The 20,593-nt window shown below is 63.7% G+C and carries 15 protein-coding genes and 1 riboswitch; of the genes, 5 read left to right on the forward strand and 10 right to left on the reverse strand.

Annotation, left to right across the window (positions count from 1 at the left end):
- Positions 1–58: 58 nt before the first annotated feature.
- The 4 genes from thiB to mobA all read right to left on the reverse strand — a co-directional run bounded on the left by thiB (position 59) and on the right by mobA (position 4,532).
- A complete protein-coding gene (thiB, locus tag AB4037_RS17545; RefSeq protein ID WP_441772375.1) occupies positions 59–1,060 on the reverse strand; it encodes a thiamine ABC transporter substrate binding subunit in 1,002 nt (333 codons plus the stop codon).
- 65 nt (positions 1,061–1,125) lie between these two features.
- Positions 1,126–1,238: riboswitch (TPP riboswitch) on the reverse strand.
- Between the two features lie 100 nt (positions 1,239–1,338).
- Complete coding sequence (locus tag AB4037_RS17550) at positions 1,339–2,001, reverse strand: HAD family hydrolase (protein ID WP_441772376.1); 663 nt, start codon at positions 1,999–2,001, stop codon at positions 1,339–1,341.
- Positions 1,998–3,803 carry an ABC transporter ATP-binding protein gene (locus tag AB4037_RS17555; RefSeq protein ID WP_441772377.1) on the reverse strand — a complete coding sequence of 602 codons (1,806 nt, stop codon included), beginning with the start codon at positions 3,801–3,803 and terminating at the stop codon, positions 1,998–2,000. Before AB4037_RS17555 ends, AB4037_RS17550 begins: the two co-directional genes overlap by 4 nt.
- A 132-nt stretch (positions 3,804–3,935) precedes the next feature.
- Positions 3,936–4,532: a molybdenum cofactor guanylyltransferase MobA gene (gene mobA / locus AB4037_RS17560; RefSeq protein WP_441772418.1), complete on the reverse strand. Its 597-nt coding sequence runs from the start codon at positions 4,530–4,532 to the stop codon at positions 3,936–3,938.
- Positions 4,533–4,798: 266 nt separating this feature from the next.
- Here mobA and AB4037_RS17565 point away from each other — a divergent pair, with 266 nt between their 5' ends.
- The 3 genes from AB4037_RS17565 to AB4037_RS17575 are packed head-to-tail and all read left to right on the forward strand — an operon-like array spanning position 4,799 to position 6,432.
- A complete protein-coding gene (locus AB4037_RS17565) occupies positions 4,799–5,101 on the forward strand; it encodes a sulfurtransferase TusA family protein (protein ID WP_441772378.1) in 303 nt (100 codons plus the stop codon).
- Positions 5,101–5,619 carry a molybdopterin-guanine dinucleotide biosynthesis protein B gene (mobB, locus tag AB4037_RS17570; RefSeq protein ID WP_434959664.1) on the forward strand — a complete coding sequence of 173 codons (519 nt, stop codon included), beginning with the start codon at positions 5,101–5,103 and terminating at the stop codon, positions 5,617–5,619. Before AB4037_RS17565 ends, mobB begins: the two co-directional genes overlap by 1 nt.
- 60 nt (positions 5,620–5,679) lie before the next feature.
- Positions 5,680–6,432, forward strand: coding sequence for an SDR family oxidoreductase (locus AB4037_RS17575; RefSeq protein WP_441772379.1), 753 nt, complete (start codon positions 5,680–5,682; stop codon positions 6,430–6,432).
- A gap of 183 nt (positions 6,433–6,615) precedes the next feature.
- Here the strand turns inward: AB4037_RS17575 and AB4037_RS17580 are convergent, their stop codons facing one another.
- The 6 genes from AB4037_RS17580 to AB4037_RS17605 form a co-directional block, all read right to left on the reverse strand.
- The gene (locus AB4037_RS17580; RefSeq protein ID WP_441772380.1) at positions 6,616–10,920 is read right to left on the reverse strand and encodes a translocation/assembly module TamB domain-containing protein; all 4,305 of its coding nucleotides are present in this window, start codon (positions 10,918–10,920) and stop codon (positions 6,616–6,618) included.
- Complete coding sequence (locus AB4037_RS17585) at positions 10,920–12,905, reverse strand: autotransporter assembly complex protein TamA (protein WP_434957143.1); 1,986 nt, start codon at positions 12,903–12,905, stop codon at positions 10,920–10,922. The genes AB4037_RS17580 and AB4037_RS17585 overlap by 1 nt, the downstream gene beginning before the upstream one ends.
- 475 nt (positions 12,906–13,380) lie before the next feature.
- Complete coding sequence (locus tag AB4037_RS17590) at positions 13,381–14,478, reverse strand: TRAP transporter substrate-binding protein (RefSeq protein WP_441772381.1); 1,098 nt, start codon at positions 14,476–14,478, stop codon at positions 13,381–13,383.
- Positions 14,479–14,585: 107 nt separating this feature from the next.
- Positions 14,586–16,541: an ABCB family ABC transporter ATP-binding protein/permease gene (locus AB4037_RS17595; RefSeq protein WP_441772382.1), complete on the reverse strand. Its 1,956-nt coding sequence runs from the start codon at positions 16,539–16,541 to the stop codon at positions 14,586–14,588.
- A gap of 116 nt (positions 16,542–16,657) precedes the next feature.
- Positions 16,658–18,370, reverse strand: a complete 1,713-nt coding sequence (locus AB4037_RS17600; RefSeq protein ID WP_441772383.1) for a LysM peptidoglycan-binding domain-containing protein — start codon at positions 18,368–18,370, stop codon at positions 16,658–16,660.
- A gap of 42 nt (positions 18,371–18,412) precedes the next feature.
- Entirely contained in the window at positions 18,413–18,874 is a 462-nt protein-coding gene (locus tag AB4037_RS17605) for a hypothetical protein (RefSeq protein ID WP_434957147.1), read from the reverse strand.
- Between the two features lie 139 nt (positions 18,875–19,013).
- Between AB4037_RS17605 and AB4037_RS17610 the strand changes: the two genes are divergently transcribed.
- A complete protein-coding gene (locus tag AB4037_RS17610) occupies positions 19,014–19,880 on the forward strand; it encodes a hypothetical protein (RefSeq protein ID WP_441772384.1) in 867 nt (288 codons plus the stop codon).
- A 56-nt stretch (positions 19,881–19,936) separates the two neighbouring features.
- A complete protein-coding gene (locus AB4037_RS17615) occupies positions 19,937–20,539 on the forward strand; it encodes a TIGR00730 family Rossman fold protein (RefSeq protein ID WP_441772385.1) in 603 nt (200 codons plus the stop codon).
- The last annotated feature ends 54 nt before the right edge of the window (positions 20,540–20,593 follow it).

The raw sequence follows: 20,593 nt of genomic DNA on the forward strand, positions 1-20,593 counted from the left end.
GGGAGGGTGGAGGCTCGGCGTTTCGGAGCCACTGTCAGCTTCATTCGTCTCTCGTTCGTCACTTGGCCATGGCGGCCAGCCATTCGTCGATCCAGGCCTTACGATTCTCGGCGAGCTTGGCGGGATCGGCCATCAGGGCCTTGGCCGGAACGGCAACGGCCTTGAAGCTCTCCGGAAGTCCTGCCGCCGGCGTCTTGGCCGGATACATCCAATTGGTCTCGGGCAACGCAGCCTGGGCCTCGTCCGAGAGCAGGAAGGTGAGGAATTGACGCCCGAGCTCCTGTTGCTTGGAACTCGCCACCACCCCGGCGACTTCGACCTGGGTCTGATGGCCTTCCGGGAACATCGCGGCCTTGTAGTTGGTCTTCTTCTCGGCGCCGATGTGATAGGCGGGCGAGGTCGAATAGGAGAGCACCATGTCGGCCTCCCCCTTCAGGAACAGGCCATAGGCTTCCGACCAGCCCGAGGTGACGGTGACGATGCGCGGCTTCAGCGACTTCCAGGCCTCGGGGGCCTTGTCGCCATAGACGGCCCTGACCCAGGCGAGCAGGCCGAGGCCCGGCGTGGAGGTGCGCGGATCCTCGATCACCAGCTTGGGGCCGTTCTTGTCGTCGACCAGTTCCTTCAGGCTGGCCGGCGGGGTCTTGAGCTTGTCGCTGTCATAGACGAAGGCGAAATAGCCCCAGTCATAGGGAATGAAGGTCTTGTTGGTCCAAGGTTCGGGCAGAGAGAGCTTCTCGGCTGCCACGCCATGCGGCACGAAAAGACCGGACTTTTCCGCCTCTCCCATCAGATTGTCGTCGAGACCGACGACAACATCCGCCTTGGTCGAGGCGCCTTCAAGCTTGAGCTTGGCGAAGAGAGCGCCGCCGTCATCGGCGGTGACATAGGTCAGTTTGCAGTTGCACTTGGCCTCGAAGGCGGTTTGCAGCGGCTTGCCGGGACCGTATTCGCTCGAAAAGCTCTCATAGGTGTAGACGGTGAGCACCGGCTTGTCCTCGGCCGAGGCCGTCGTGGCAACGGTGGCCAGTGCGAGAGCGGCGAGCAGTTTCCTCAGCATAGCGTCCTCCATGTCGAAAACGGTTCGATACGGACGACGGCGGTGAAGAAAATTGCGGTGAAGCTGAAAGCTTCGAAGCTCATCCCTCCGCCGGCACGACCCGGATCAGGTTCGATGGGTTAGACGAAGCTTGCGGCCACCGTCTTCTCAGCCCTTGCGGGCACCCCATGAGACGATTCCCGTGTTAGCGCTTTCCCGAGGCAAGGGAAAGCCCGTTTCGTGGCGGAGATCGCCCACGGCCGACAAGGCGCAAAACTGAAGAGGTTATCCGCCTGCCATCAAGCGATGCCGAGCCGGGCCGCTGCGAAGGGCCGAAGGCGCGGATCCTCATAATCGGGAATCGCCAGTTCCACGCCCGCAGCCAGCAGTGCCTCCTCGCTCATGCTGGTAGCAAGACCGATCACGGCAAGGCCCGCTGCCTTGCCGGCCGTGATACCCGAGCGTGAATCCTCGAAGGCCAGGCTGGAAGCAGCCATTCCCTGCAGGCGTTCCAGGCCAACGAGATAAGGATCCGGATGGGGCTTGGGATTGGTAACCTCGGCGCCGATCACCACGGTAGGGAAGCGCTCCACCAGGCCTAGATTGACGAGTTGATGCTCCGCATTGTCCCGCGGCGCATTGGTGACCACACCGATCGGCACGCCGTTCTTTTCGAGCCAGTCGAGAAAATCCGTCAGCCCCTTTGCCGGCTTGAGCCCGACGAATAGGCTGCGAAACATCGCCTCCTTGTCGTCGACGAGCTTGAGTGCGACATCCTCGTCCAGATCCTTCAGGAAGTTCCTGGCGAGCAGGCTGTTGGGCTGGCCCATGATCTCGGAAACATAGGTATCAAGGGAGAGTTCGATGCCATGTGGCGCCACCATCTCGCGCCAGGCCTCGTAATGCAGGTGATCGGCATCGACCAGAGTGCCATCGAGATCGAAAAGGGCAACGGACTTCACGAAGCAAAACCTTCCAAAACAGGCGAGAGCTGAGGCTCTTCGCGGAACTGCACGGCATGGAGGGCGGCATAGCGCCCCCCTTTGGCGAGCAGCTCTTCATGGCTGCCCTCCTCGACCAACCGACCGCCGTCGATCACGCAGATCTTGTCCGCCTCCTGGACGGTCTGCAGCCTGTGGGCGATCACCACGACGGTACGGCCAGCGCAGAGATCGTCCAGAGCGTTCTGGACGGCCTGCTCGGACTGGGAGTCGAGCGCTGCAGTGGCTTCGTCCAGGAGGATGACCGAGGCATCGCGCAGAATGGCGCGCGCAATCGCGATGCGGGCGCGCTGGCCGCCGGAGAGCTGCAGGCCGCGCTCACCGACCTCGGTGTCGTATTCTCGGTCGAAATCCACGATGAAATCATGGGCATGGGCTGCTTTGGCGGCGGCCTCGATCGCCTCCTGTGACGCGCCTGGCCGGCCGAAGGCGATGTTCTCCCGGATGGTTCCGGCGAACAGGAACACGTCCTGCCCGACATAGGCCATGGCGCTGCGCAGACTGGCGACGGAAACCGACGCGATATTCTGCTCATCGATGCGGATCGTCCCGGAGCCCGGTTCGTAGAAACGCAGGATCAGGTTGAGCACGGTCGACTTGCCGCTACCCGACGGCCCGACCAGGGCCGTGGTCTTGCCGACTTCGGCGATCAGGGAGAGATCCTGCAGGACCGGCTCGTCCGGCTTGTAGCCGAAATTCACACGGTCGAAGACGATGTGGCCACCCTTGTTGACGAAAGCCGGCTTGGCCTCCTCGATCGGCCCTTCGCGCGCCGGTTCATCGACGATGTCGTAGAACATGCTGACGCCGGTGACGGCCGCGTTCAGATCGACATTCACACGGGCCAGAGCCTTGGACGGGGCATAAGCAATGAGGAAGGCGGCCAGAAAGGAAGTCAACTGGCCGACGGTGAGTTGGCCCTCGGTGATGCGCCAGCCGCCATAGACGATCACGGCCGCGATGGCAAAGCCGGCCATGGTCTCCATGATCGGGCCGGTCCGATTGCCAAGCCCGGCCATCTTGTTGGCGGCCGATTGCGCTTCGGCGACCCCGCCCGCCATGCGCTCCCGCATCGCCTCTTCCATGCCGAAGGACTTGACCACCCGGATGCCCTGCGAAGTCTCCTGGATGATGCCGGTGATGCGAGCAGTACTCTGATATTGGCGGGTCACCACGCGCTTGATGCGCTTGGTAATGTAGCGGATGCCGAGCACTGCCGGCGGCATCACCACAATGGCGGACAGGGCCAGCAAGGGATCGCGGATGATCATCACGGCGATCAGGGCCGCGACCTGAAGCACGTTGGAAACGGAGGTGACCAGCAAATTGGAGGCAATGCGCGAGCAGTTGGCGATGAAGCTATTCGAGGTCACCATCTCGGTGGAATGGCGCGCGGTGAAATAGGCCATGTCCTGCTGGACGACATGGTTGAACAACCGCTGCTGCACGCTGGCAATGATGGAATTGCCGATACGGGCGAGCACGGTGTCCTTGGTATAGGCGGCCGCACCGCGAACCAGGAAGACCGCAACGACTATCAGCGCAAGGCCGGCAATCTGCCCCATGCTCTGCTTTTCTGCCATGGCACCAATGACCGGGCCGATCAGCCAGGCCACTAGCCCCCCCATCGACGCTTCGATGGCGCCGGCCGCGATCGCCATGCCATAGGCGCGGGTATGCTTGCTGCCCTCGTCGGAGAACAGGCGCCGCAGCAAGGGTATGGCAGGCACTGAATTCTGGGCCTTGGTCGAAATGGTGGTCACTCCTAAGCGGATTTGCGCCTTCTGGTGAACCCAATAAATCGCAAAACGCTCTGACAATTGCCGCGCTTCTATCACCGGCGTGAAATTAAGGCCAGATGGGGGCACTGGTACGGCGCCAGACAAGATCGGTGATCAGGCAGCCGGAAAACGGGCAAAAAGAGCCTGCGCCTCCGCCATGCCCTCGGGATCATTGACATTGGCAAAGGGGTCGAAGGGGTCCGCCGACCATACCACCTCAGCAAAATCGTGCCGCCGCAGGATGGTCTCGACCCGGCGCTGATCTTCCTCCACCAGGGCCTGCCGCAGAGCGGCACGCAGATGAACGGGCCAGAGCGCCGCGGTCGGGTGACGCCGGCCGGCGGAGACCGCGACGGCACCTCTCCCCGTCTGCGTACCGGCACGCAATCTTGCCACCAGGTCTTCAGGCAGGAAGGGCGCGTCGCAGGGCACCGCGATCACCTCGGCAAAACCGGCCTGCGCCGCATGATCGAGACCGGCGAGCACGCCGGCCAACGGTCCCGGGAAATCCGGCACGCCGTCCGGCAGGATGGGGAGGCCCAGCGTTTCAAAGCGCCCGGCATCGCCATTGGCGTTGAGAAAAAGCGCATCGACCTGAGGGCGCAGGCGCCCAGCGATGCGCTCGAGGATCGTTTGCCCGCCCAGAAAGGACAGTCCCTTGTCACCGCCGCCCATGCGCCGCGACAAGCCGCCGGCGAGGATCACCCCCATGACGGCGCCATCAGCTTTCTTGATGTCCTGGTTCAAAGTCACTGCCCCTGCGGTTTTCCAGGATCAAGGACACCGTGCTTGGCCGATAAAGCCGTCGTTTACAAGGATGCCGATCTGAAGATCGGCACACCATGCCTCGCCTGCCTCACCTGCGTAAAGCCATCGCCTACGCGTTCCACGTCCGCGCCATCCCCCGCAAGTCTGGGATGCGTCGCGACGACGCACAATGGTTGAATGGCGGCCTCGGGCTCGCTACAGCGATAGATATGTCCGCTTTTCCGCCCTCGCCACCGGCCGCCGACCAAGCCTTGCACAGCAATCCGGCCTTGCGCAGCAACCCGGCCTCGCGCATCGACCTGCGCGGTCTCAAATGCCCGCTGCCCGTGCTGCGCGCGCAAAAGGAACTGGCACGCCTTGCTCCCGGCGACCGTCTCATCCTCGAATGTACCGATCCGATGGCGGCGATCGACCTGCCCAATCTCATGCGCGAGACCGGTGACATCTATGAAGGCCGCAGCGAGGAGCCCGGCTTCACCGCCCACCATATCCGCAAGGCGCCCACGCCATGATGCGGCTGATGGGCCTGTCGGGCTGGAGCGGCGCCGGCAAGACGACTTTGATCGCCGCCTTGATCCCGGCCTTGCGCCGTCGAGGCCTGACGGTGTCGACTATCAAGCATGCCCACCACGCCTTCGATGTCGACAAGCCGGGCAAGGATTCCTACATCCACCGCGAATCGGGGGCGCAGGAAGTGCTGGTCGCCTCGGCTCATCGCTTCGCTCTGATGCATGAGCTGCGCGGGGCGCCCGAACCCTCGCTCGGCGAACTGCTCAAGCGCCTGACGCCAGTCGACCTCGTCATCGTCGAGGGCTTCAAGCGCGATCCGCATCCCAAGATCGAGGTGCACCGCACCGCGACCGACAAGGACTACATCTATCCGGCCGACCCTTACATTCGCGCCATCGCCACCGACGCGCCCGGCCCCTTCCCGATGCAGCGCTTCGACCTCGACGACATCGAGGGGATCGCCGATTGGGTCATCCGCGAGGCCGTTCCCATCGAACCTGGGGGCGTCTTCGCTCTCTGAGCAATCAGAGCGCCTCCATTCCCTCAGCCAGCCAAGGCAGATCACAGCCGGGAGTTCTCCATGTCGATGCGCCCTCTCCTCCTCGTCACCGGCGGAAGCCGCGGCATCGGGGCCGCAGTCTCACTCAAGGCCGCCGCAGCAGGCTACGACCTCATCATCAACTATCGCAGCGACCATGAAGCTGCCGAGGCCGTGGCGCGGGCCGCCCGCCTTGCCGGGGCGCGGGTTCTCGTCCTCGCCGGCGACATGGCCAGGCAAGATGACATCGCGGCCTTGTTTGCCGCCATCGACGATTTCGGCAGGTTGACCCACCTCGTCAACAATGCCGGCATCACCGGCAAGTCCGGCAAGCTCGCCGACACCGATCCGTCCATCATCCGCGAAACCATCGATCTCAACGTCACCGGCGCCATCCTGGTGGCGCGCGAAGCGGCCAGGCGGCTTTCGACCCGGCTGGGCGGATTGGGTGGGGCCATCGTCAACATGTCATCCGCCGCAGCCACCTTGGGCTCGCCCGGCGAATATGTCTGGTATGCCGCGTCCAAGGCGGCGATCGACGGCTTGACCTATGGCCTTGCCCGCGAGCTCGCCAATGAGGGCGTGCGTGTCAACGCCATCCAGCCCGGCATGGTCGATACCGAGATCCATGCCCGCAGTACGGGCGACGCCGGACGTGTGGAACGCATCAGGCCAAGCATTCCCATGCAGCGCATCGGCTCAGCCGAGGAGATCGCCGACGCGACACTTTATCTGTTGTCCGAAGCCTCGAGCTACGTCACCGGCTCGATCCTGCGGGTATCGGGTGGTCGCTGAGGCATTGGCTGGAAACAACTAAAACGCTGCCTTTGTCATGCCCGGGCTTGATCCGGGCGTCCCGCGCCTCCCGTCTTCAACGTCTGGAGGGGCCGTGGATTGCCGGGTCAAGCCCGGCAATGACAAAGGTCGGGCCAATTCGATCCGTTTATTGACGGACGAATCCCAAAGCAAATACCGGCCTTAATATTCGCGTTCGTAGTAGATGCCGCCCTTGGAACCGTCGGTGCCGGCCTGGCCGCGCAGTTTGAGGTTCTTGGTGACGTCGAGATTGATGGTGGCGTCTGTCTGGCCGCCCACGCCTGAGGTTACGCCGAGATAGATCTTGTCGCCGATATAGGTGCCGGCCTGCACGGCCGCGTTGCCGCTGGAATCGGTGACCACGCCGAGATTGTCGAGCCCGGTCGACTTGCGGATCTTGTCGAGCAGGCCGGGGCCGGAAGGACCGCCAGCGAGCTGGGCCACGGCGGTGGCAAGCTGGGCGAGCTGCAGCGGCGACAGGTCCTGGATGCTGCGACCGAACAGGAACCGGGCCATCACCTCGTCCTGCGGCAACTGGGGCACCGAGGAGAGTATGATCTGCGGATCGGAGGCGCGTCCGGTCACGCGTACCGTCACGGTGATCGCGCTGTTACGGGTGGACGCGGCGAAATCGATGTTGGGATCGAGATCGCCGACAAGGGTCACCTTGCCGCTGTCGAACACGATGTGCTGGCCGATGACGTCGAGCGAACCGCGCCGCATCTCCAGGAAGCCCACCGGCGCGATGTTGGCGACCGAGCCCTTCAGCGCCATCTGGCCGCCGAGTTCGGCATCAATGCCGCGACCGCGCACGAAGATGCGGGCCGGCGCGTCGATGGTGAGATCGAGCACCACATTGGGGCCGGAACTGGCTTTGCCCTTCTTGGGCTTGCCAGCCGCAGCGGTGTCCTTCGCCTTTGCGAGGGTCCGGGCCACCTCACGCGGCGGCTTGAGATGCTTGACACCGAGCATGGCGGCATTGGCGGCAAAGCGTTCGGGAATGGTGATCTCGGCCCGCTGGATATCGATACGGCCACCGATAACCGGCCTGGCCATCAAGGGCCCGCGTATCGTGATGTCGCTGGAGACGATTGCCGTCGCCAGATTGCCGTCGGTGAGCTTGGCGTTGCGCGTGGTGATCTTCAGGTCAGCGGCGAAATCGGGCTTCAACCCGACCGAACCGCTGACGCCGATGCTGCCGCCGCCTTGGGTGGTGGCACTGAACTGGGCAATGGTTGCCCGGTCGCGGTCGAAGCGGATGGTGCTGCCGATTCCCGTCAGCTTCATGCCGGTCTCGGGATCGGTCACCGTGCCGCCGGCGATCACCGCCTGGCCTGATACTGATGGCGCCGAGATCGATCCGCCGGCCTTGGCATTGAGGGTAAGCGTGCCGGTCACGCGGCCGCCACGGTCACGCAAGGCGCCATTGGCCAGAGCGAGCGGCGCCGAGGCCTGCACGTCGACGGAGAGGCCTGCTCCCTGCAAAGGGACACGGCCGCGCGCCGTGACCGACAGACCTCCGGCTCCCGTCAGGCTGGCATTGCCGATGGTGACGGCCTTGCCCGCATAGCGGCCATTGGCGGCAAGCTGCAAAGCCGGAATGCCGAAGCCCTTGGTGGCGGCGACGCCGAGGCCGGCGCCCTTCACGTCGAACTCCGCCACCGGGTCGGCCGGTTTGCCGGAGAGTTTCACATTGGCCGACAGCGTGCCGGTGGCACCGAGGCCCGGGGAGGCGATATTGGCGAGCGACAACGGCAATTGACCGACGACGACGTTCATCGCCAGGGTCTCGCCAACCTTGCCGTCGATAGAGACGACACCACCCTGCCCGATCCGCAGCACGGCCCTGGGGATCGAGACCCCGCTCTTGCGGCTGGCGATGGTGACGGGAGACTGGAGGGAGGCTGAGATGCCCTCCTGCGAGACGTTGAGCGTATCGAGCCTGGCGTCAAGTCCATCCCCGGCTGGCTTCACCGCACCCGACAGGGCCAGTTTGCCGCGAGGCATCGTGCCCTGGAGCTGGAAGGCGGTCGCATTCTCGCCTTCTGACTTGGCGGTGGCCTGCAACTGATTGAGGATGAAGGAGCCGGCCTGAACATTCGACGCGTTGACGGTGCCCGAGAGTGCCGGCACACCTGTGAGGTCGCGGCCAGTCAAGTCGACCGTCGCGGAGCCGATGCTATTGGCTTCGACCTTGAGCGCCTTGGCCTGTGCCTTGATCGCGGCGTTCTGCTTGGTGCCATCGACCGAGAGCCCGATATTGGCGGTGAGCGATCCCGATGCCTTGACGAGCAGAAGCGGCGCGATCGCCGCCATATCCGGGATCGCGGCGTTGAGCTGGCCGCTGGCGCGCCCGTTCGGGGTCACGGCAAGGTCGCCGGCGAGCTGGGCCGCGCCGGCTCCGACATTCAGGCCGTTGATCTGATGTGTGCCATCCGGCAGGGTTGATATCGTCGCCCCCGCCTTCACCGGCATGCGGTCGAGCTGGCCGGCGAGCGAAAACACGCCATTGACGGCGGCACCGGCAACGCTGCCGGTGAAATTGGCTTTGCCATCGGTGAAGGGCTTGCCCTGAAGCACCAGCCTGGGCGCGATGAGATCGGCGACGACATCGGGTTTTTCGGCGCTGCCCTTCAGGCTGGCATTGACCTCGACGGCACCGGAGGCACGGTCCGTCACCAGCTTGATATCGGACAGGTTCGCGGTGGCCTTGAAGTCCATCGCCTTGGCACCATAGAGCCCATCCGCCGAGGCGTTGAACTGCTGGTTGACGAGGGTGATCTTGTCGAAATGCAGTCCTTCGGTATCGCGCCGGACGCCGCCCTTGAGGCTGGTTGCCCCCTTGAGGACGGCATCCAGGCGCGGATCCCCGAGCACGATGTCACTGGCCTTGCCCTCGACGGTCAAGGCGAGACCGCCGCCTGCCACCGCGACGTCACCCTTCGCGGTCAGGTCTGCCTTGCCGCGCAATTCGCGTCCCGCCAGACCGGAGAAGACCGAGATATCGGGCGTGGCCAGCGAGTAGATGCCGCTCATCTTGGCGCCGACGATGCCGGTGAAGCCGGCCTGGAAAGCATTCGCTGCCAGGCGCACGCCATCGACGACCACCGGCTGCCCCGCCTGCCATTTGCCGGCGGCGGTGAGGCCGAGGCTGCTGCCGAGCGCCTTGGCCAGACCCGGATCGGAGGAACTGAGCTTGTCGCCGCGTCCATCCACCTTGAAGGTGAGGCTGCGCTTTTGCGGATCGGCGAGGTTCCGGGCATCACCGCCGGCCTTGATGGTGGCGCTCTCGGCGGCGACCGTGCCGGCCGCCAGCTTCTGCAGATCGAAATTCGCCGTCCAGCCGCCGTCACCGAACTGGGCCGCCAGCGTCATGCCCTTGATGCGGGCGTTGCCGCCCGGCAGCAGGATGTCGTGGCCATCCTCGGCACCGAACTTGCCGTCGAGCTTGAGGTTGGTCGGAAAAGCATCGGCCGAGAGGGCGCCCGACAAAGCGAGGTCGAGTACGCCGGATTTGATGGTGGCATGCTTGAGCGCATAGCCCCCGCCGGCCACCTGCCCGCCCTCGACCGAAATGGCCGACTGGCCACGGACGAAATCGGCATAGGCGGGATCGACCAGCCGCTCCAGATTGCCGCCGAGATCGGCCTTGAAGGTGACGCCATCGGTCCCCTGCGCCAGCATGGCCTTGCCGCCGAACAGCTTGTTGCCATCGGCCGAGAGAGCGATGTCGGCAGCGAAATTGTCCAGGGGTCCCGAACCGACGATGGTGAAGCCGAGCGGCGGCGAGCCCGGTACTTTCAGCATGCTGGTCAGGAAGCCGCCATGCGGTTCCTGCAGCGAAAGATTGAGACCCAATTGCTTGGTCGCATTGTCGAAGTCGGTGGTGAAAGTGAGATCGCCACCGGCGGGCTGCGTCCGCTTAATCAGCAATTCCGAATGCAGCTTGCCGTCTGCCAGCAGGGCATTGCCAGCAACGTCGAACACCGTGTCCTCGCCCGCCAGTGCCGCCGAGATCTTGACCACGGGTACGGCAAGCTTGCCGAGCTTCACCGAAACCGGTAGCTCGGGCAGGGAGAAACCACCCTCGCCCGCGGCCGGCTGCACTCCCTGAGGCGGATTGGGCTTGCGGGTGATCTCGATCGAACCCGCCTCCAGAAGGTCGACATCGAGCTTCTTGCTCATCAGGGCGAGCCGGCTCCAGACCAGATGGGCGTCCTTGATGGTCAGCCACACGCCCTGCCGATCGGCGATGGTGATGGAAGAGATTTTCACATCAGACGACAGGGCGCCATCGATCTGGCCGAGCGAGATCTTCTGGTCGGGCGTCGAGATGGTGTCCTCGACATAGGTGATGAACCAGGACTTCTCGCTGGCGTCATCAGCCCGCGCCGGCGCAAGTTCCCTGAGGCCGAGGGGCACGGCCACGACTGCGACGGCCGTTAAGAGAATGATCCGGCGCCGCATCAGAAGCTCTCTCCCAATCCGATATAGAGGGCGAAAGGCGGCGTGTTCTTCTTCTTGACCTTGCCATCCTCGATGACGAAGCCCTTCACGGGTGTGAGGCCCCGGGCGATGTCCACCCGGATCGCCCCGAGACTGGTATAATAGCGCAAACCGACGCCTGCGCCGATCTTCATGTCCTCGTCGAAGGAGGGATAGGAGGTAGAGAAGGCGCTGCCTGCGTCGACGAAGGGGACGATGCCGATGCTGTCGGTCACCTTGATGCGCATTTCGAGCGAGCCCTCCAGCAAAGAGCGGCCGCCCACCACGAAGCCATTGTCGAGCTTGGGACCGAGGCTGCGGAAATTATATCCGCGCACCGAGCCGCCACCGCCGGCATAGAACATGCGATCGCCTGGCAATTCGTTGGCCGGCGCCCCGACGATGGAGCCGACCGCAACCCGGCCAGCCAGGACATAGCGTCCCATCGCGTCGAAGGAGAAATAAGCCGAGCCGTCGATACGGGTCATCGCGCCGAAATTGCCGAACTTGGCCTCGTAGAACGGCTCGAGCGTGCCCTTCAGGCGATAGCCGCGCGTGGGCTCGAGCTTGTCGTCGGTGGTGTCATAGGCGAGTTCACCGGGCAGGCTGAACAGCAGGAGATTGCGCTTGCCGTAAAAGTCTTCGACCTGGTCATATTCGCCGTTCAGCGCGATCTTGCCGGTCAATCGCTCCGAGAATTCGTGGGCAAGCCCAATGCGCGCACGGAAGGTGTTCTGCGAATAGGGATCGTAAACCTCGCGCTTGGCCAGCAATTGCGCGGTAAGATCCGTGAACGGATCGAAGATCCCCGGCTTCACGAAGGTGACGCCGCCCGAATAGGTGAACTTGGTCGGATCGGTGGAATCGACGCCCGCCACGGTCGCATCGAAACGCAGGCGCTCGGCTTCGCCGAACAGATTGCGGTGCTCCCAATAACCGTTGAGGCCGATGCCGTCGGTGGTGGAATATTCGGCACCGGCACCGAAGACATGCAATGGGCGCTCCGACACGGTGATCATCAGCGGCATGGTGCTGTCGGCCGCAATCGCGTCGCCCTCGACGATGCTGGTGGTCGAGAACACCTGCAGGCGCTGCAGGCGCCGCTTGGCGAGTTCGATCTCGGCCGGATCGTATTGGTCGCCCGGCCGGAGGCCGGTCTGACGCGCCACGAAGGCTGGATTCATGTCCTTGGTGCCATCGACGGTCATGCGCCCGTAATGGGCCAGGCGCCCCGGCTCGACCGCCAGCGTGACATCGAGCCTGTTGTTGACGTGGTCAGCGGTGATGACGCGTGGCAGGGCCTTGGCCTTGGGGTAGCCCTGGCGGCGCCAGGCATCGATCATCGCCTGCTCCGCCGACAGTACGATGTCCGAATTGGCCTGGTGGCCCGGCTCGAGGCCGAGACGCTCGGGCGTCTTGGTCTTGGGAATGTCGTCGATCGGGCTGTGCGGCGCCCGGTTTTCCAGCCGGATCCGGCCGAAGGTGAAGACGGGACCGGGATTGACGTTTACAACCACCGGGACCGGGTGAGGCAGGGTAGCGTCGACGGGAATCTCTTCGAGCTTGCGCCCATTGACCAGGATCGAGATCGAAGCGCCATAGCGTGCATTGGCATAGAGCGTACCGAGGATACGATCATATTCGGTCCGCGCCTTGGAGAGGAAGGCAGGCGTGCTCGGCGGCGGCGTTTCGTCCTTGCCGCTATACAGAGAGGACGCGCCCTCGACCGCCGACTTGATATCCTTGTCCCCGCCCGCAATCACCACTTCGATCTTGTAGGTCTGGGCGTCGGGCGAAACCGGCTTCTCGTCCGATCCGAAGAAATTATAGCCGAAAAGCTTGAAGGCTGCGGCGGGTTGGGGCTTCGCCCCGGCAATGAGCGCCATAACGGCCACCGACAAGGCCAGCCCCTTGGCCAGACGCTGCCGCGCCGGCATCAGGCGTTCGAGCCTGCTGAGCCCCCTCATCGCCTGTCGATCGCCCCACGCCATAGACCAGCGCCCCCACTAAACCCCGATACGGGGGCGCCGCCCCGGAGGTGAACCTTACGCCAAACGACCTCTTCCGATCAACCCATCACCGTATATCATCATGAACAAACGGTTAATTACGTAATCAATCGTATCGATCGAATAAACTGTTCCTCCACGACATGCGCTGAAGTTTGAACATTACCCGTATGCTTAGGCACGTAATTCACACTAAATGGCACATATTTGCATTCGCATGTAATCGACAGATGTTTTTCTACAGAACGCTTATCGAAAACCTGGAAACCGCGCTGCCATAGGGCGTAAAAATAACTTTACGTCACATCAATCGTATACAAATGGTAAAAACCAACGCTACGAGGCAAACAGCCACTCCGTCTCCCGCGACCCAATCCGGAAGGCACACAAAACCGGCCAGATCAGAGCCCCCACCCGGCGAACAAAGACGCGATCAGCTGCCTTTAGGATAGTCGTAGGCCAGCAGGCGCATATTGGCATAGCCCTGGTCGCCGATCCGGGTCCAGAGCAAGGTCTGCTGGCGAAAGCCGAAATAGGAGGCGGCGAGACGGCGCATGAACTCGTCGCCATTGTCGATGATTTCACTCAACACCTGACCGCTGGCCGTGCCGAAGGCCTGAAATACCTCGTCGGGGAATTGCTTGAGAACAACGCCTTGCTGCGTTACCGCCTGGGCGATCGCTGCCGGCGCCCGGGCGCCATATTCAGCCAGCGAGCGAGTATTCTCCTCGGCACAGGCGACTTCGATCGCCACTTTGTGAGTTGCCGGCAATTCGTCGTATTTCGCGCGGTTGATCTGGAGTTGCAGAGCGGCGCAGGGCTCCTGGAAGCCCGGCCAGTAGCAGAACTTGGCGGCATTGTGAAAACCGAAGCTGAGATCGTTGACCGGCCCCATGAACTCGGCCGCATCCAGTTCCTCGGCCTGGAGCTTGGGCAGGATCTGCGAGCCCGGCATCAGCACCTGCTGAACGCCGAGCTTGGCGAGAGCCTGGCCGGCCAGGCCGCCGATGCGGAAACGCAGGCCCTTGAGATCGGCGACACTGTTGATCTCCCGGCGGAACCAGCCGCCGAGGCGCGCGCCGGTATTGCCGGCCGCAAAGGCCTTGATGCCGAATTGCCCGCCCAGTTCATCCCAGAGCGCCCTGCCCCCGCCGGCATAGAGCCAGGCATCGAATTCCTGGGCGATCAGGCCGAAGGGAATGGCAGAGAAAAAGGCGAAGGCAGGAGACTTGGACAGATAATAGGCCGACATGTCGTGCGACATCTCCACGTCGCCCGACATCACGGCCGCCATGTTCTGGTCACCCGGCACCAGTTCGCCGGCCGCGTAGAGCTTGATGGTGAGCTGGCCCTGGGTGAGCACGCCGATCCGGTCGGCCAGGCGCTGGGCTCCCGTGCCCGCTCCCGGCAACCCCTTCGGCCAGGCCGTCGCCATCCGCCATTCGATCAGGTTCTGCGCCAACGCCGGAGCGGCAAGCATGGTGGCGCCGGCGGCGGCAGCTCCAGCGAGAAAACGACGTCGGGTCGACATGAAGAGGGTTCCTGTTACGCAAGACTAACACCCAGCCGAGGCGAGTAAGCAGCGTACAAGATGAACCGGGGCTGAACTGAGGCCGGGTTCTCCGCCCCCAATATCGCCTATCCGGCCAGAGCGTCCCGATAATCGGCAGTTGGCGACGCATCGTCCTGGGTGCGCTGAAGCTTCTCGCGGGCCTCATCGGCCTCGCGCTGGCGGTTCCACATGCCGGCATAGACGCCACCGTGAGCCAGCAACTCCTCATGATTGCCACGCTCGACGATCACGCCCTTGTCGAGCACGATGATCTCGTCAGCATTCACCACCGTCGAGAGACGATGCGCGATCACCAGCGTGGTGCGGTTCTCCGAGATGCGCTCGAGCGCAGCCTGGATCTCCATTTCAGTGTAGCTATCGAGCGCCGAGGTCGCCTCGTCGAGCACCAGCACCGGCGGCCCCTTCAAGATGGTGCGGGCAATGGCGACGCGCTGCTTCTCCCCGCCCGACAATTTGAGGCCGCGCTCACCGACTTCCGTTTCGTAGCCCTTGGGCATGCGCCGGATGAAGGTGTCGATCTGGGCAAGGCGGGCCGCCTCCTCAACCTCCGCATCGGTCGCATCCCAGCGACCATAGCGGACATTGTAGCGGATGGTATCGTTGAACAGCACCGTATCCTGCGGCACCATGCCGATGGCGGCGCGCAGCGATTTCTGGGTGACGTCGCGCACGTCCTGCCCGTCGATCAGCACGCGCCCGCCATTGACGTCATAGAAGCGGAACAACAGCCGCGAGATCGTCGACTTGCCGGCGCCCGAGGGACCGACGATCGCCACCGTGCGGCCTGCCGGCACGTCGAAGGAAAGCCCCTGCAGGATCGGGCGGTCGGGATCATAGTTGAACACCACATTCTCGAAGGTCACGCGGCCCTCGCGCACCTCGAGCGGCGCGGCGCCCGGCCGGTCCTTGACCTCGGTATCCTTGTCGAGCAGCTCGAACATGGTCTCGATGTCGGTGATGCCCTGCTTGATCTCGCGATAGGCAAAGCCGAGGAAGTTCAAGGGGGTTGCCAGTTGCAGCCACATCACGTTGAGCAGGGCGATGTCGCCGACGGTATTGACGCCGTGGTAGACGCCCAGGCCGGCCAGCAGCAGCGAGCCCAGCATACCCGCCATGAAGATGATGCCCTGGCCGATATTGAGCCAGGTCAGGGTGATATAGGTCCGGATCGCCGACTGCTCGTAGGAAGCCATCGCGCGATCGTAACGGGCGAGTTCGCGCTCCTCGTTGGAGAAATACTTGACCGTCTCGTAGTTGAGCAGGCTGTCGATCGCCTTCTGGTTGGCGTCCGTGTCGGAATCGTTCATCTCGCGGCGGATCGAGATGCGCCATTCGGTCGCCTTGATGGTGAACCAGACATAGAAGGCCGTCGTGGCGAGCACGATCAGGGCGTATCGCCAGTCGAACTGCAGCAGCAGCATGATCAGGTAGAGCGTCAGCTCAACGATGGTCGGCAGTATGTTGATGGTGGCGAAGCGGACGATATTCTCGATGCCGGTACGCCCGCGGTCGATCACCCGCGACAAGCCGCCGGTCTTGCGCTCGAGATGATAGCGCAGGCTGAGATTGTGGATGTGCTCGAAGGTCTCGATCGCCAGCCGCCGCACGGCGTACATGAACACGGCGGCGAACAGGCCGTCCTTCCACTGCGAGATCGCCGTCATCAGGATGCGCGCCGCGCCATAGGCCACCAGCATGGTGAGCGGCACGCCGGCCAGCATCACCGCCAAGGTATGGCCCGTAAGCTCGCGGTCGCCGCCGACGGCGGCCAGCCCATCGGTCGCCCATTTGAGCGTGTAGGGTACGACCAGGGTGATGAGCTTGGTCAGCAGCAAGAGCACGAAGGCCCATATCACCCGCATGCGCAGATCCGCACGATCTTGTGGCCACATATAGGGCCACAAATGCTTCATCGTCTGGAGAAAGGCCCCCTGGTCGGCGCTGATGCGCTTGGGAGCGGTGGAAGGGTCGGCGGATGGCATGAACGGGCTTTCGACCGGCGAGCGGAAGATCGCCGGCATCAGGAGTTTTCTGGCAATGACGCTGCGTAGTTAGGTCTGCAGCGGCATGACCGCAAGCGTCTTGCGATGAAATCTCGCTGCGCCAGGCCTCGTACAAGGCCCGCATCCCACTCGGCTCAAGGCGTTTTCTTATCCGGCATGACGAAGATCTGGCCCGGATAGATCAGATTGGGATTGCGGATCTGATCGGTATTGGCGTCATAGATCCAGGTATAGCGGATGCCCTGGCCATAGACCTTGCGCGAAATCCGCCAGAGATTGTCGCCCTGGAGGATCGTCGTGGTGCGGATCTCGGGGATCACGGCCACAGAGGGCGGTGGCGACGGTTGGGCCGGCTTGGCCTCGCTCGTCTGCACTGGTGCCGTCTCGGGGGTCGCGGGGTTGGAGGCGGATGGCGTCGTGGCGGATCGTGGCACCACGGTATTGCCGGAGGCCGGCGGCACGGCCTCCGCCTGTGCCGGCGACGAGGCGGCTCCCGTGGTTCCCGCCCCCTGCGTGCCGGGCTCGATGGCCGGAGAGGCGCCTTGGGCCGGCGCGGAAGCCGCTGCCGGCTGCGTCTTGTCACCCGGGGCCGGTGTGGCGGCGCCGGGCACTGCGGTAGAGGGCGTGGTCGCCGCTTGCGGCGGCGTTGCAGCGGGCTGGCCGCCACGGGTGGAGCCTGAACGCGACGGCGTGGCGATCGCCGCCACCACGGCCGGAGCCGAGGCCGAGGGTGCCTTGTCGACCATGGCGAACGGGACTTCGGCCCGTGTCAGCACCTGCCCGTTGGCAGCCGCGACATCGTCGACGCGAACCCGGTAATTGCCCGGCTGCATGCCCTTCTCGATCGTCATGCCGAAGGTGCCGTCCTTGGCCGCCGTCACGCCGGTCACCAGCGTATCGTTGAGATAGATGCGCAAGGCGGCCCCCGGCTCCGCCCGACCCGTCACGAAGAAACGGCCCATCTCGTCCGCCTCGACGGTCCGAATCGAAACATTGGCTCGTGAAGATCCCTTGTCCGCCTCGACAGATGCGGTTGCACCTGCCGGAGATGGCGCTGCCGGCTGCTCGGTTGGCTTGCTCGTCGGCGGCGCCGCGTCGGTCAATACCTTGGAGGGCTGGTCGGGCGAGTTGAGCACGACCACCACCTCTTCGCCCGGCTTTTCAGGAACGCGGACAGAGAGGGTTTGCTCAGACAAGGTCACCCGCCCGTCCGGCGATGTGGTGCGCAGGGTCAGTTCGCAGGGGCCCTTCGGCAAAGCGGGCGGCGTGATCGCCCAGGTACCGTTGATGTCGGCAACGACGCGGGCATAGGGGTTGCCATTGCGCAGCAGTTCCACCGTGGCGCCGGACGCGGCTCGCCCTGCAATCACCGCGCTGCCGGCCGGCTCGATGCGGGCAATATCGAAGGTCGGGGCGGTCTGTCCCTTGGCCGCATCCGGTTTCGGCGCCTCGGGCTTGGGAGGCTGGGGTTTGGCGGCTTCAGTTTTGACGGCCTCGGGATGAGCCGCCTCCGTCTTTCCAGAATCGGGCTTGCCAGGATCGGGCTTGCCAGGATCGGACTTGGCTGCCTCGTTGCCAGTTGCTGGAACCTTCGCGGCTTCGGTTTTCGCCACTTCGGTATTGCTTCCCGCAGTCCTGGCCGACTCCGGCTTGACGGCTTCGCCGGTCAGCGCGGGCTTCTGCATCTTGTCGGCGGGGGGATTGGCGGTAACTGCCGGCTTGGCATCGCCGACCAGCGGCGACGGCGGCCGGGCAGGCTCGCGCACCAGCACGCTGTAGAGCGTACCGACGCTGACGACGCTCGCGGCTCCCACTATTCCCGCCAGACTCTTCCAGCCCACTGCCATCTTCTACTCCCGATGCAAGAACGCGCACCGTTTCATCAGATTTTACTTACCCGCTTCACCTGCCGGACGAAAGACCTGCACCATCACAATGCTGTCGAACGAGCAAAGTATCGCGCCGACATTTCTTGCCGGCGCCCTTGTCAGGACTTGTACACCGAACTGCAGCGCCATTGCTGCAGAATTGTGATGAAAATCCAGGAACGCACGATATTCTTCATCGGACGGGGCTTGATCGGAAGGTTCCATGAAACGAGCGGCGCTCTTTGTATCTGCTCTTTGCCTGACCATTCTCTTTGGAACCATGCCATCGCAAGCCGGCCAAACAGAGGCTGGAGCACGCCCGAAGAGCTCCGCGATGCGCATTCTCATCGTGCGCAGCGCCGCCGTCGATTGTGAACCCAATTGCGCCGAATGGATTTCCGCCGACGGTGACATCACCGCCGCGACGCCGGCGCTGCTGCGCAAGGTTCTGAAAGCCAGTGGCGGCAGGAAGCTGCCCTTCATCCTCACCTCGCCTGGCGGAGACGTTACAGCCGGATACGCCATCGGCCGCCTGATTCGTCGGGCAGGCCTGGAGGTCACGGTCGGCCGGACCATGCTGGCTCCCTGTACGCCAGAAGAGAGGAAATGCTCCGACACCATGATGAAGGGCCGTCGCGGCTTCGCCAACAATGCGGGAGCCTTTTGCAATTCGGCCTGTGTGTTCGCGCTGGCCGGAGGAGTTGCACGTCACGTCTTTTGGGTCAGCCCGGTCGGTGTTCATCAATTCGCCAGCTCGCGGACTCTAACACGCTGGCGCCAGACCACTCTCAACGGGCGCGTCATCCGGCGAGAGATTCTGTCGGTCAACCGGATCAAGGTAAAGACGACACCGGCACAATATGACCAGGCCGCCCGCTATTTCGCCGAGATGGGAATTGATCCACGTATCAACGGGCTGCTCCAGCTCGCCGACAACAAGAACATTCACGTGATGAACCACAGTGAATTGCTGGAGACGAAGATCATCACCGACGACCAGGATGCGCGGGGCCAGGTCCTGAAACTTCAGACGGCGCTGAATGCTCAAAAAATGTCCGAGCGCATCGCTGCCTTCACTGTGACCGCCGCCGACGTGCCGGCGGGGCTCTATCAGGGCAAGGCTATCATCTCGCATGTCAATTTCCGGCAGGATCCGAAAGGCACTGGCGTCGTGGTGAGCGTTACGCCGACGATCGGGACGCTCCCCTTGCCCACGGCTGACCTGCTCGCCATCATCCAGATCGGCAACCGGTTCGAGTTATCGGACCGGTCGGGCGGAAGCGTCCAGCCGGATTCCGAGCTGACGATCGCCATCGCCCCCGTGACCTTCTGCGTTCTCGAGCACAGCCGCTCCTTGAACTTCACCATCGGCCCGAAACGACGCAGCCCTGTGACGTCTGAAACCGTGTGGGTCTCGACGGGCCGCTTCCGCGATCTCGATCTCCTGTTGGGCAAGGTTTGCGGCAGGCAAGGGAACCTTGCCGATTGATCCGTGCGGCGGCAAAGCAACTTGACCCACCCATGCCGCAGTGCGAAACCGGGGATATGACAAAGCTTCGTTCGATTTGCATCTATTGTGGCTCCAGCAATGGCACCCGCCCCGATTATGTCGCCGGCGCCGAGCGTCTCGGCCGGGACATGGCTGAAGGCGGCATCCGCCTTGTCTATGGTGGCGGCAATGTCGGCCTGATGGGCACCGTCGCCCGCGCCGTCATCGAGAATGGCGGCCGGGTTACCGGCATCATCCCGACCTTCCTGCAGCGCCGCGAGCGCATGCTCACCGAGGTCGAGGAACTCATCGTCACCAAGGACATGCATGAGCGCAAGCGCCTGATGTTCGAGCGGGCTGACGCCTTCGTCGCCCTTCCGGGGGGCGTTGGCACGCTGGAGGAACTGGTCGAGCAGTTGACCTGGGCCCAACTCGGCCAACACAAGAAGCCGATCCTGCTGGTCAATATCGACGGGTTCTGGACGCGCTTCCTCGACATTCTCGACCATATGCGCGAGGAAGGCTTCATTCGTCCCGAGACCGCGGTGGAGGTCTTGGTGGCCAACACGCCCGAAGAGGTCGTGCTGATGGTCAAGGCTGCGATCGAGAAGATCTCGCGGGCCGAAATGGCGATGAGCGTCGCGCCCGAGACGCTCTGACCTTCGCATTGCGAGGCTGCGATCGAATAGGATTGCGCCCTGCGGTGTTCATGC

Source organism: Labrys sp. KB_33_2, assembly GCF_052114505.1.
Classification (GTDB): domain Bacteria; phylum Pseudomonadota; class Alphaproteobacteria; order Rhizobiales; family Labraceae; genus Labrys.

Excerpts from the sequence above, each read along its gene's own strand:
- thiB (WP_441772375.1), bottom strand. The coding sequence starts at position 1,060 with ATGCTGAGGAAACTGCTCGCCGCTCTCGCACTGGCCACCGTTGCCACG.
- mobA (WP_441772418.1), bottom strand. The coding sequence starts at position 4,532 with ATGGGGGTGATCCTCGCCGGCGGCTTGTCGCGGCGCATGGGCGGCGGT.
- AB4037_RS17565 (WP_441772378.1), top strand. The coding sequence starts at position 4,799 with ATGTCCGCTTTTCCGCCCTCGCCACCGGCCGCCGACCAAGCCTTGCAC.
- mobB (WP_434959664.1), top strand. The coding sequence starts at position 5,101 with ATGCGGCTGATGGGCCTGTCGGGCTGGAGCGGCGCCGGCAAGACGACT.
- AB4037_RS17575 (WP_441772379.1), top strand. The coding sequence starts at position 5,680 with ATGTCGATGCGCCCTCTCCTCCTCGTCACCGGCGGAAGCCGCGGCATC.
- AB4037_RS17580 (WP_441772380.1), bottom strand. The coding sequence starts at position 10,920 with ATGCGGCGCCGGATCATTCTCTTAACGGCCGTCGCAGTCGTGGCCGTG.
- AB4037_RS17585 (WP_434957143.1), bottom strand. The coding sequence starts at position 12,905 with ATGAGGGGGCTCAGCAGGCTCGAACGCCTGATGCCGGCGCGGCAGCGT.
- AB4037_RS17590 (WP_441772381.1), bottom strand. The coding sequence starts at position 14,478 with ATGTCGACCCGACGTCGTTTTCTCGCTGGAGCTGCCGCCGCCGGCGCC.
- AB4037_RS17595 (WP_441772382.1), bottom strand. The coding sequence starts at position 16,541 with ATGCCGGCGATCTTCCGCTCGCCGGTCGAAAGCCCGTTCATGCCATCC.
- AB4037_RS17600 (WP_441772383.1), bottom strand. The coding sequence starts at position 18,370 with ATGGCAGTGGGCTGGAAGAGTCTGGCGGGAATAGTGGGAGCCGCGAGC.
- AB4037_RS17605 (WP_434957147.1), bottom strand. The coding sequence starts at position 18,874 with ATGAAGGGCAGCTTCCTGCCGCCACTGGCTTTCAGAACCTTGCGCAGC.
- AB4037_RS17610 (WP_441772384.1), top strand. The coding sequence starts at position 19,014 with ATGAAGGGCCGTCGCGGCTTCGCCAACAATGCGGGAGCCTTTTGCAAT.
- AB4037_RS17615 (WP_441772385.1), top strand. The coding sequence starts at position 19,937 with ATGACAAAGCTTCGTTCGATTTGCATCTATTGTGGCTCCAGCAATGGC.